Below are 12,364 nucleotides of genomic sequence, written 5' to 3'. Positions count from 1 at the left end.
AACAAATAAATTATCCAATCTTGTGGGGTAGACATCTTGCCCGCCCCACAAGAATTTGTTGAGTATTTTTTATTTGGAAGTTCCTTAGTGCTATTCATTTTTTTTTGAAAATATCTTAAGTTCCCAACATCTGCAAGTTATGCAAAGTGGCATAAAGCCCTCCTTCTCGCAATAATTGATCATGGCTTCCCTGTTCGATTAATTCGCCACGCTTGAGAACAAAAATCCGGTCTACATTGCGAATTGTAGACAAGCGGTGAGCGATAATAATGGCGGTGCGTCTGAGTAAAAGCTGGTTTAATGCCTCTTGAACTAAAGCTTCTGTGCCAACATCCAAGCTAGCGGTAGCTTCATCTAGTACCAAAATTTGGGGACTGCGAATGGCAGCCCGCGCGAAGGCTAAAAGTTGCTTTTGACCACTAGAAATATTTGTCCCCCGTTCTCGAAGTTGAGTATCATAGCCTTCGGGTAGTTCTTCTATAAACTGGGCAATGTTGGTTTCTTCTGCTGCTTGTTGAATCTGTTCAATAGTATAGCCATCTCCTAAAGAAATGTTGCTTTTAACATCGCCAGCAAACAAAAATCCTTCTTGTAAAATTACTGCCATGTAGCGCCGCAGTTCTGCCTGTGGCACTTCCCGAATATCCACGCCATCTATGAGAATGCGTCCTTGGGTGGGTTCATAGAGGCGGCACAACAGCCGGATAATGGAAGTTTTACCCGCACCTGTAGGGCCGACTAATGCCACTCTTTCACCAGGATTAATGGTGAAATCTAAGTCTTTAATTACGTAATCATCATTTTTGTAAGCAAACCAGACGTGATCGAAGCGAATTTCTCCCAGTTCTGGCGGGGAAGTAAGGTCTGGGGATTCTAGATTTGCCAGGATCTCGTCTATGTAGCCAAATTTCGCATCAAATATTGAGAACCGGACATTGGCGCGATCGCGGATTTCTATCGGTTCATCTAATATATCGCCTACCCGTTCAATGGCAGTGAAACCAGCTTGAATTACTGTAAATTTTTCCGCAAAATCCCTTAAAGGGTCAAATAATCGCTGGGCATACAAGATAAATGCAGATAAAGTTCCAAAAGTCAAGCTTTTTCCTAAAAGTAACCAACCACCCATGCACAAAACACCTGCGATCGCAATCAGTCCAATCCACTCTAAGGTTGCTGAAATAAATGAATCATAAAAGATGGTTTGATCCATTTGCTGAGTGTAGCGGCTGTTTGTGGTACGAAACAATTCGGCATTAAATTTTTCCCTGCGGAACAACTGTACTACATTAATGCCAACCACATTTTCTTGTAACTGTGAATTCAATATAGACAGTTCTTCCCGCCCTTTGTAATTGGCTTTGCGGTACTGTTGCTGAATGTAAACAATGACCCAGGTAACTGGTAATAACATCACTAGCAGCAAGCAGGTAAGTTGCCATTGAATGGAAAACATTAAACCCAAAATCACCAGCATGGAAAACAAATTGGATACAATGCCAATTGCCCCAGTCGAAAAGACATCGCCTAACACTTCCACATCGCTGGTGATTCTGGTGATTAATTTACCTACGGGCGTGCGGTCAAAAAACCGCACTGCTAGAGACGTGACGTGCTGGAATAAGTCTTGGCGAATTGCTGCGGTGATTTGTTGTCCTAGCTTCTGTACTATGTAACCTTGGTAGCCCGTCAAAATCAATCGGATTGCGATCGCAATTACCAATAATCCCTCCAGGATATTTAGCCCTTGAGATAAGGGGCGATTCCTGAGAAATTCGTAAGTGCTAGGTTCATTGCGAATCAGAGAGATTACTTGGCCAATCAACAGCGGTTGTATGGCATTAGCTAGTGCGATCGGTACGAGTAAGCACATTGATAGCGTCAACAGTCGTCCGCTACGACGGGCATAGGGCACTAAACGCAAAAACAACCGCCAGTCATTCTCACGCCGTCGGTCTTGGGTATAAGATTTTTTGAGAGATTGGTAGATGCTCATAGTAAGAGCATTATATTTAATGTTTGGAAAAAAACACCCTTGTTTAAAGTAGTGTTTGTCTTCCTACCCTGATACCATGCCTGAGATAGAAACCGCAAGATTGCTACTAAGACCCTTTAGTTGAAGAAGAATTCAGAATTCAGAATTCTGAATTCAGGAGTCAGAGTCAAGACGCTCTCTATGAGACGCTACGCGAAGGCGGACTCGCTTGCCGTAGGCGCTATCGCCAAGGGGGACTCGCTACAGCTACGCTATCCGCCACTAGTACAAAATTCATTCTGAATTCTGAATTCTGACTCCTGACTCCTGAATTCTGACTCCTGACTCCTGAATTCTGTTTCGATGATTCTCTTTACTAGATTATTTGTATTAATTGCTTCATATATACTTTTGTAAGTATGGAATAATACCATACTTCTCTATTTACGTCTTATATCTAAAGATAGAAGATAAAGGTTAAAATTTGGGAAACCTAAGAGAGGTTCATTCCTAAAAGATGTCCTGCCTATTTATCGCAGAGTGCAACTGAGGTCAGATGACGCAACCTTTAAATCAAGTCAAAGAGTGGGAACAACGTCGTGATGAAGCAAACCGCTACTATCAGCGGGGGAAATTTCAAGAGTATCTTGACCTGGCTACTAAGAATTTACACTTGGCTAGAGCAATTCCAGACCGAGCCAGAGAAGGTTATACATTAAACGACCTTGGTTTAGCCCACCTCACTTGCTGGCAACCTCAAAGAGCATTAGAGCGCTTTCATCAGGCGCTTTCGGTTGCTAATGAAATTGGCAACGCGCCAGCACAAGCAACTGCACTTAGTAATTTGGGTTCTACCTACAGCCGTCTTGGACGCTTTTCGCAAGCGTTGGAATATTTTGACAAAGCACTACCAATTTTTAGACGATTGCAAGATACTCAAGGAGAAATTTCTACTCTCAATGATGTGGCGCTAATTTATACGCGGTTGGGAGAACCGAAACGGGCGCTGTTGCTACAACATCAAATTTTGAGGATGCGGCGATTGTTAGGTGACTTTTCTGGTGAGGCAACAACCCTAAATGGGATTGGGTTTGCTTACAATGTTTTAGGCAAGTTTGAGCAAGCGTTAGAATTTTTTGAAGCAGCACTTCCAATTCAACGAGCTGTCAAGAATTTGCTCACAGAAGCAACCACCTTAAACAACATTGCTTCTGTCTATCATGATTTAGGAAAACCCAAACAAGCGCTGTTGCTTTACTATCAAGTTCTTTTGACACGTCAGGCAATTAGCGATCGCGCAGGTGTTGCAACAACCCTCCACAACATTGGTTTTACCTACAGTTCCCTGGCACAGCACCGGCAAGCCATGAAGTTCTACAAACAAGCCATGACAATTTATCAACAGCTGGGCGATTCTCTTGGAGAAATTTCAACCTTACTGAATATGGGAACCCTTTACGCCACAACCAAACGCAAAAAGTTGGCGCGATCGTGCTACCAAAATGCCCAGGAGTTAGCAGAGCAAATTGAACATCAGCCACTCCTGGAAAAAGTACAGCAGTTCATAGATTCTCTGTAGTTTTACAAGGGCGGTTAAAAACCAATACAGTTCAGATAAGACCAAAACACTTGTCTTGACGGCGATTTATCGCGTCTCGAAAACCCAAAATTTTGTACAATTAGCCCTTAACTGAACCGTATTGGGTTAAAAACTGCCCTTTTAACTTCAAGTTAACCTACGTGTCCCCGCGTCCTAAAAAGTTTGTAACTTGGCATAACTCTAAGTAATAGGATAGAACCTAGCGCTCTCAACATAACAAAGAGATGAACGTTTCTATCCGATTACTCCAAGAGAATGAGTTAGCTGCTGCTGACCATATTTTTCGGCTAGCCTTTGGCACTTTGTTAGGACTACCTGAACCAACCGAGTTTTATGGGGATGCTGCTTACATCCACCATCGCTGGAAAACTGATCCGAATGCGGCATTTGCTGCTGAGGTAGACGGAAAATTAATCGGGTCTAACTTGGTGGTGAATTGGGGAAGCTTTGGCTACTTTGGGCCATTAAGCGTTCATCCTGACTTTTGGAACCAAGGAGTCGGTCAACGTCTGGTTGAAGCTGCCACAACTTGCTTTGACCAGTGGAATACTCCAATGACAGGACTGTTTACTTTTGCTCAAAGTCCTAAGCATCACGTACTATATCAAAAATTTGGCTTCCGTCTGCGTTTTCTCACTGCGATTTTGGCAAAGCAAGTACAACAATTACAGCCAATACCTCAAGGAACTAGATACTCACAGATGAGTGAGGATGAACGTATCCAAAGTCTGAAAGCAATTGATCAACTCACTAATTCTATTTATGAAGGACTAGATTTATCACGGGAAATTCTCACAGTTCAAGCTCAAGGACTGGGTGATACGGTGTTGTTATGGGATGATACAAGCTTGGCAGGATTTGCAGTTTGTCACTATGGGGCGGGTACTGAGGCAGGTAGTAATACTTGCTTTGTCCGATTTGGGGCAGTATATTCTGGCAACAATGCAGGGCAACGTTTCGAGCAGTTATTGGATTTGTGTGAAGCATTGACTGCGGCTCAAAAAATGTCACGTTTAATGGCTGGGGTCAATACGAGTCGAGACGAAGCTTACCGCAGGATGCTGGCTCGTGGTTTTCGCAGTGAAATCATCGGAGTTGCAATGCATAGACCGAATGAACCGGGATTCAATCGCCCAGATGTTTTTGCCCTGGATGATTGGCGATAGCCTAGGAGGCAGGAGGCAGAAGGCAGAAGGCAGGAGGCAGAAGGCAGGAGGCAGAGGTGCAGAAGTGCAATTCCTGGCGCTGCCAATGCGAATACATATATGTTAGGGGACTCCTTGCTGTTTGAGCTATTGACAAATAAATTCTATGAAAGCTTACGAAATTCAAAGCAACGCCGGGATTGATGCCCTTGCATTAGTCGATCGCCCTGAACCAAAACTCGCAGCTGGACAAGTTCTCATTCAAGTCAAAGCAATATCCTTAAATTACCGCGATTTACTTGTGATTGAAGGAGCTTACGGTGCTGGACAGAAATATCCCTTAATTCCTGTATCTGATGGTGCGGGAGAAGTTGTGGCGGTGGGGGAAGATGTGACACGGGTCAAAATAGGCGATCGCGTAGCGGGTACTTTCTTCCAAGACTGGATTTATGGCTCTTTAACCAAAGAGAAAATGAAATCTGATCTCGGAGGCGGTATCGATGGAATGCTAGCTGAGTATGTCGTATTACACCAAGATGGTTTGGTGATATTACCAGACTATTTATCCTACATTGAAGGTGCAACTTTGCCCTGTGCAGCAGTTACAGCTTGGCATGGACTAGTGACAAAAGGCAATATTCGTGCGGGTGATAGTATTTTATTACTCGGTACTGGAGGAGTTTCAATTTTTGCTCTCCAGTTTGCCAAGATACACGGTGCTAGAACAATTATTACTTCCAGCAGTGATGAAAAATTGGCACGAGCCAAACAGCTTGGTGCTGATGAGATAATTAACTACAAAACAACACCAGATTGGGAAAAGCAAGTTTACCAATTGACTAATCGCACAGGTGTAGATCATGTAGTTGAGGTAGGCGGTGCAGGTACTCTGCCAAAATCGCTACAAGCAGTCCGCATCGGAGGACGTATTAGCTTGATTGGCGTATTGTCAGGCAGAGGAAGTGAGATTGACCCCATGCCAATACTTTTTAAAAGTTTAACCGTTCAGGGAATTTATGTTGGCAGCCGGGAAATGTTTGAGGCGATGAATCAGGTGATGCAACAGCATCAAATCAAACCGATTATTGATCGAGTTTTCCCCTTCGCTGAAGCACGAGAGGCTTATCATTACCTCAAAAGTGCGGCTCACTTCGGTAAAGTCGTGATCAGCCTAATTCATAACTAACTCGTTCCCAGCTTATGACTGAGAACGAGACAATCCCTAATCTCCAATGCCCAATCTTAAACCCGACCTCGGAGAAACTGCGCCATTTCGTTAGGAGTTGGCGACATTTCTAAAGCAGTTTCTTCAGTAATGCGACCATCTTGATAGAGATTGAGCAACGACTGATTCATCGTAATCATGCCGTCAAAACTAGCTTGTTTCATCAACTCGCCAATTTCATCATACTTACCATCTTTGATCCATTCTTTAATCGCCTCAGTGTTGATCAGCACATCGTGGAAAGCAGCCCGCTTACCGTCAGTTGTGCGACACAAACCTTGAGCAATTACTGCCACTAAAGACTCCGAAACTGCCACCCGCATTGCATCCTGTTCGTCACCAGAGTAGAGATTGAGAATCCGCTCAATGGTTTTAACAGCGCTATTAGTGTGCAGGGTTCCCATGACTAAGTGACCTGTCTGAGCGGCTTTTAGGGCGGTGTTAACTGTTTCTTTATCCCGCATTTCCCCCACCAGAATCAAATCTGGGTCTTCCCGCAAAGCTGCTTTCAAAGCGTTGTCAAATTTGCGGGTATGCATTCCCACTTCTCGCTGTTTGACTAAAGACTTGCGGCTTTGATGGACAAATTCTATCGGGTCTTCAATGGTGATAATATGCTTGGCCATCTCCTTATTGATGTAGTCAACCATCGCTGCCATTGTGGTGGATTTACCAGAACCAGTGGGCCCAGTCACCAAAATTAAACCTTTGTGGTGATGACAAATATCCCGAAAAACTGGCGGTAAATTCAACTGTTCCATTGTTAAAATTTTCAGTGGAATCAACCGCAACACCATTGCAGCCCCTTTGAGGGAGCCAAAAACATTAATCCGCACACGAGCAAAGTCGTATTGAGTTGCTCCGTCAAATTCTAAATGTTCTTCAAAGCGCTGAATTTCCCCCTCACTCATCACCTCCCGCAACCAATTCATAAAAGCTTCTTTATCTGTTTCAGGATAATCCGTTGATTGAATTTCTCCTCGGCTGCGGAAGCGGGGTACTTCACCTACACCCAAGTGCAAGTCAGAATATCCCTGATCGTAAGCTTCTCTGATTAACTTCGCTAAAGTGAGTTGTGGAACGGTGTTTTGAGGACGGGCTGAAGTCGGTATTGGCGGTGGACTACCCGGACGATGACCTGCAACGGGAGGAATGGTTGACATATCTAATGTTTGTGTCATCTGCCGCTGTGTACTAAAGGTTGGCGTTGGGGGTGGCGGCGGCATTGGTGGCACGTTACGTCCGGCAGCAGAGTTAGAATTTAATGGAGACTGTGATTCTGTCATATATCTTCACATTTGGCAGTTAAAAAGTTGAATTAATGAAAAGTCAAGTCACTTGCTTCGATGACTTTTGGAGAATGCCTGTCTGTCAGCACTAGCGGCGATGGGAGGCGATTGAAAGTCTAGAACGACGATTAATGCATTTCATCCACCTCAACTGGTATCTTTTTTTTCTGAGATTTCACTATTCAGAAGATTTAGATAAATTATTTAACCTATCTAACCTGGTTTAACACACGTAAGGACTCAAAACACCCTGGCAAATACACATAGATATTTAAGTATTTTTTAGTACAGCCAAGTGTAGGGTAAATATTCTAAGTCCTTAGATGAGAAATTTATCCCAGGTATGGATAGGAATTACCAGCAATTAACAGCACAAATACTAGCAGATCATTTATTCAGCCCATCCATGAATTATGAGAACCATTACTAATTTTTATAAGAAATGTTAAGTTGAATAGGAGTAATGTCCTGGGGATCAAGGTTAAAAGCTCATACTTTTTAGGTTATATGCCTGAAGATAGATGCAGAAAAGAAGTTTTTTTAATAGATAGAAACTTGACTTCATATCCATAATTACAAAAAATTAACTGTAAACTTTAGTAAACTAATGCTCATTTTCCCAATTAGTTTTTATATACTGAATTTCACTGAAACAATTCAGTTTACTCGCGAAAAGTGAGATAAGACTGAAATTAAAATATGCCCTGTATTTTAGGAGGAAAAGTCATGGTTTCTGCTCAAAGCTCTAATCTAGGAAAGACCTACTCCTTGTTGATGATTAAAAGCTTTTTAATATGGACTTTTACATTAGCAGTATGCTTGTTGGTTGTGGGTTTTCCACTAGTTGTCTTGATGGCTACGGTCGGATGTCTGTTGTCGATTATCTTGCAATCTGTGATGCCTGTTAGTGCGGTTTTGCTTGTAGCAGGCGCTCTAATAATGTTTAATGTCATGGCAGTTGTATTGGCTGCGGGTGTGCTAACTGTTAAGGGAGTTCATCCTAGTGAAGTTAAATGGTTAAGCTGGCTGCATGGAGAGGCAGACGAAATGCAGACTACTGTTTACGCTGCTTGCCCTCTAACTTGTGAGATTAAGTAGTCATTACAGTTGAATTCGATAAACAGTGCGTCTGCCCGGTTAAGCCGGGTTTTTTCATGATATTTAGACATAATATTGAATTTGTGAGATTAAGTAGTCATTACAGTTGAATTCGACAAACAGTGCGTCTGCCCGGTTAAGCCGGGTTTTTTTATCGAAAAAGAATTCAGGAGTCAGGACGCCAGAATGGGCTAAACCTTAGCTATCCGCTAACAGAATGAATTTTGAACGAAAGAGTGAATGAATCCAGGGGTTTAAGACCCCCACTAAATCTGCATAGTCGTCTTCAAGACGCAACGCTCGTTCCTCTCTACCGCTACGCTATCTATCGCGGACTCGCTTGCCGCCGGCGCTATCAGTGGCGGGTCTGAATCCCCCACTGATTCATTCTGACTCCTGAATTCTGAATTCTTCTTCAAATTTTGTGTGATTTATCCATTTATATTTATGGTTTATGTGATGATCGACCGCCAACTATTGACTATTGATCACAGACCATTGACTATAACCATTGGCAAATTACAGATGATTAATGACTAATGACTAATCAAAAACGCGTTTGCATTATCTTAGGTACTCGCCCGGAAGCCATTAAACTAGCTCCAGTCATTCAAGTTTTCCAGAAATCTTCAGGTTTTGAGTTGCAAGTAATTCTAACTGGACAGCATCGAGAGATGGTTGAGCAAGTTATGCAACTGTTTAATATCAAGTCAGATTATAACTTGGAAATTATGCAGGTTCAGCAATCTTTAAATGATATTACCTGCCGCAGTTTACAAGGGTTAGAAGCGTTATTCAAGGTGGAAAAGCCAGATTTAGTAATCGTGCAGGGAGACACTACCACGGCTTTTGCCGCAGCTTTGGCAGCTTTTTATCAAAAAATTCCTGTTGGTCATGTAGAAGCAGGACTAAGAACTGATGATATATTCAATCCTTACCCAGAAGAAGCTAATCGGCGGTTGATTTCTCAAATTACTCAGTTGCATTTTGCGCCGACTCCTTGGGCTGTGGAAAATTTGCATCGTTCTGGTGTTTTGGGTGAAATTCACATGACGGGTAACACGGTAATTGATGCGTTGTTAAGTGTCGCTGCAACTCAAGTAGTTTGCAATGTCCCAGGCTTAGATTGGGAATCATATCGAGTTCTGTTAGCAACAGTTCATCGTCGGGAAAATTGGGGAGAACCTTTACAAGCGATCGCTCAGAGCTTTTTACAAATTTTAGACAAGTTTCCTGATACAGCTTTGCTGCTACCATTGCACCGCAATCCGACAGTGCGAGTACCGTTGCAGGAACTTTTAGGGAATCATCCCCGAATTTTCTTGACAGAACCTCTAGATTATGGCGAATTGGTAGGAGCAATTGAGCGATCGCATCTTCTGCTCACTGACTCTGGTGGCTTGCAAGAAGAAGCCCCCAGTTTGGGAAAACCAGTACTGGTTTTAAGAGATACAACTGAAAGACCAGAGGCGGTTGCAGCTGGTACAGCCAAACTTGTAGGTACTAAAAGTGAGGACATTTTTGCGGCTACAGCGGAGTTACTCAGCAATCCAGATGCTTATGAAGCAATGGCAAATGCAATCAATCCTTTTGGAGATGGTCATGCAGCAGAGCGAATTTTGCAGATTGTGCAAAATTACTTGGGTATTTCATCAGAAACATCAACTTAGAAACTTAGAGTGAACAAAATGCAAAATTTCTGTTTTTCAGGGTGTATAAAATCGGCTTTTATCCCGGTTTTTTATTTTTACCAAGAAAGGCAGTTGTTGCAGAGGGCAGTTCGAGCAGAAAATCACCCTCTGCTTCCCCTACGGCGCTAAACTAAGTGCTTAGAACAAGAGAGTTTAAGACCAATCGCAGGGCGGCTTCTGGCTAAACACCCAAAGCGGATCGAGTTTCGGGGCCCACAACACCATCTACAAGTAGACCTTTACTTTGCTGAAAGCTGCGGACTCGGCTAACAGTTTGTTGACCGTAAATTCCATCAACTCTAAGATTACCTAAAGCTGTTTGAACGTCTCTAACAAGCTGACCTCTAGAACCAGGGGTAAGAATCACCGAACCGCCAACGCCACCAGGTCTAGTTACAGGAGGATTGCTAGGTCTATCACCAACCCATCGGGAAAAAACGTATCTACCCGTAGAAAGCCTAGCAAAACCGTTTTCATACCTTTCAATAGCTGGAAGTGTAGTGCCATTTGGTACACAATCTACATAGGAATAGTTGGTACTTGGGCCTGTACGGATACGTAAACAACTACCGTTAGTTTTTACATAAGCAGCCGAACTCATTTGAATTTGAGCAACAGCAGCAAGTAATACACCAACACCAGCTAAAGCTAACCAAGCCGAAGATTTAAGTAGTTTTTTCCAATTTAATTGAGGTTTAGGGAGATGATATTTAGTGTTACCAGATGCCTCTTCTTGAGCAATAAACATCTGAGAATAAGCAAGATATTCCATAATGCGCTCCTTTATATGCAAAGATGAGTATTTGCAGAGAATCACTTAACCGTTCTCTGTATTTATTCTTAGTATATTTTATATCACCACCTTTCAAAAGGTTTTTACTGGTAGCGAAATTAAGAAAAAATAAAATTAGTCAAAAGATTTCTGAGAAAATGCGATGTCTACGACAGACTACACCAACGTACTGATGGGGTTTAACGTATCGCGGAAGTCCCCACCTTCAATGTACCCATCTCTGTGGGGATTGTGAGCGGGGGATATTGCGAATTGTTTTAATGGGTTTCCAATTTTCTAGCTGATCCTGGTTGCAGTTATAGCTAAGGTAAAGGTAAAAGAGAGAATTTTTTACTTTTAGCTCCTTAGCCTCTGTGAATAACTTGACGACAAATAAACTATCTACACCCCGGTTGTTTAAAGGCATTGCGCTATTTACACCTGGAGGAGATTTAATTTACTGCATCGACCCTAGCAAACAAGGTCGATGGCATTTGCATTTGTGTTCGGCTTTGCAGGAAATCCTAGATTTACCAGAACCTCCGCACTTTTTAGTGCCTTGTTATACTGCGACTATTGACAATTGGTTAGATCCGCGTACTCAACAAGTGCGAACTTTTGCTGAAGCTTATCCGGCTGTAATTAGACATCAAACTTTGCTGAATGCCATTTTTGGCACTGGAGAGTTAGTCTGGCAACCAGCTCCTTGGCAGGATGGATTGTGCGATCGCATGGTGTTAACAACTTATCGTTCCTCATTTTCGCAGCTTTGGGAGGATCACGATTTAATTGTCCGTCTAGACCTTTCTGAACCTGTGCCAAAATACCACCAGCCAGTTATAGTACAAAAAAAAGAAGCAATTACACAAGGCTATGTTCTCCGCTTGTTTGTTGCTGGACACAGCAGCACTACTGAACGCATTCTGCAAAATTTACACGAATTGTTAGAGCGATCGCTCGGACATCCTTATACTCTGAAGGTAATTGATGTTTTAAGTCATCCAGAACAAGCAGAACTCAATCAGGTTTCTGCAACTCCTACCCTTGTCAAAGTTTGGCCTCACCCAATTCGCCGAATCGTTGGAGAGTTGGATCATGTAGAAAAGATTTTACAGATGTTAGCTGCTAAGGAAAATTTTTAAATCATCAGGCTAGTACCGCAAGGCGGAATTAAAAATTAAAAATTGGAAATGAATACAGCATAAGGGTTTCGTTGATTTGGAATGATTGGTTTATTTACGCCGTGCTGTACTAGTTTTTTGCGAAGTGCGCGAATGGGTAGGTGTTGGTGAAGGGGTGACTACAAAAATGGCTAGATTGCCGTATATCAAAGGATTTGAGGCTTTCAGCATCTTGAAACCATCCGCGCACCTTATGTAGACTGACTTTCAGCTATTTACAGTTGGCACAATTGCCACTCCCCATGTTATGATTTCTGCATTCGCGCTATTGAACCTTGAAAATTAAATAACACACGCCTTTCAGACGCCTGCGATCGCAATTAACTAAAATCCCTATTAACTCAAGTTGCTAGTTACATACCAAGAAAGATGACATAGGGGTATAAAA

At 42.6% G+C, this 12,364-nt stretch carries 9 protein-coding genes; 6 read left to right on the top strand and 3 right to left on the bottom strand.

What is annotated here, in order from left to right; genetic code table 11:
- Window positions 1-115 precede the first annotated feature (115 nt).
- Window positions 116-1,996, bottom strand: a complete 1,881-nt coding sequence (locus A4S05_RS31950; protein WP_069073792.1) for an ABC transporter ATP-binding protein — start codon at window positions 1,994-1,996, stop codon at window positions 116-118.
- Between the two features lie 535 nt (window positions 1,997-2,531).
- On the opposite strand from A4S05_RS31950, the gene A4S05_RS31945 reads away from it, so the two are divergent.
- From A4S05_RS31945 to A4S05_RS31935, 3 genes are all read left to right on the top strand, one after another.
- Window positions 2,532-3,554: a tetratricopeptide repeat protein gene (locus tag A4S05_RS31945; RefSeq protein ID WP_069073791.1), complete on the top strand. Its 1,023-nt coding sequence runs from the start codon at window positions 2,532-2,534 to the stop codon at window positions 3,552-3,554.
- A gap of 245 nt (window positions 3,555-3,799) precedes the next feature.
- The gene (locus A4S05_RS31940; protein WP_069073790.1) at window positions 3,800-4,741 is read left to right on the top strand and encodes a GNAT family N-acetyltransferase; all 942 of its coding nucleotides are present in this window, start codon (window positions 3,800-3,802) and stop codon (window positions 4,739-4,741) included.
- A gap of 145 nt (window positions 4,742-4,886) precedes the next feature.
- On the top strand, window positions 4,887-5,906 hold the full coding sequence (locus A4S05_RS31935; protein WP_069073789.1) for a zinc-dependent alcohol dehydrogenase family protein: 1,020 nt from the start codon (window positions 4,887-4,889) through the stop codon (window positions 5,904-5,906).
- Window positions 5,907-5,962: 56 nt separating this feature from the next.
- Here A4S05_RS31935 and A4S05_RS31930 read toward each other — a convergent pair whose 3' ends face one another.
- Entirely contained in the window at window positions 5,963-7,231 is a 1,269-nt protein-coding gene (locus tag A4S05_RS31930) for a type IV pilus twitching motility protein PilT (RefSeq protein ID WP_069073788.1), read from the bottom strand.
- A gap of 729 nt (window positions 7,232-7,960) precedes the next feature.
- Between A4S05_RS31930 and A4S05_RS31925 the strand changes: the two genes are divergently transcribed.
- A complete protein-coding gene (locus A4S05_RS31925) occupies window positions 7,961-8,332 on the top strand; it encodes a hypothetical protein (RefSeq protein WP_069073787.1) in 372 nt (123 codons plus the stop codon).
- Between the two features lie 539 nt (window positions 8,333-8,871).
- Window positions 8,872-10,002, top strand: coding sequence for a non-hydrolyzing UDP-N-acetylglucosamine 2-epimerase (gene wecB, locus A4S05_RS31920; protein ID WP_069073786.1), 1,131 nt, complete (start codon window positions 8,872-8,874; stop codon window positions 10,000-10,002).
- Between the two features lie 202 nt (window positions 10,003-10,204).
- Here wecB and A4S05_RS31915 read toward each other — a convergent pair whose 3' ends face one another.
- On the bottom strand, window positions 10,205-10,795 hold the full coding sequence (locus A4S05_RS31915; RefSeq protein ID WP_069073785.1) for a peptidoglycan-binding protein: 591 nt from the start codon (window positions 10,793-10,795) through the stop codon (window positions 10,205-10,207).
- Between the two features lie 374 nt (window positions 10,796-11,169).
- Here A4S05_RS31915 and A4S05_RS31910 point away from each other — a divergent pair, with 374 nt between their 5' ends.
- Window positions 11,170-11,937 (top strand): circadian clock KaiB family protein, encoded by a 768-nt coding sequence (locus tag A4S05_RS31910; protein ID WP_084227339.1) that lies wholly within the window; start codon window positions 11,170-11,172, stop codon window positions 11,935-11,937.
- Window positions 11,938-12,364: the final 427 nt, after the last annotated feature.

This window comes from Nostoc sp. KVJ20, from assembly GCF_001712795.1.
Taxonomy (GTDB): Bacteria; Cyanobacteriota; Cyanobacteriia; order Cyanobacteriales; family Nostocaceae; genus Nostoc.
The sequence above is the reverse complement of the archived record's forward strand: the minus strand, read 5'-3'. Positions and strand labels throughout refer to the sequence as shown.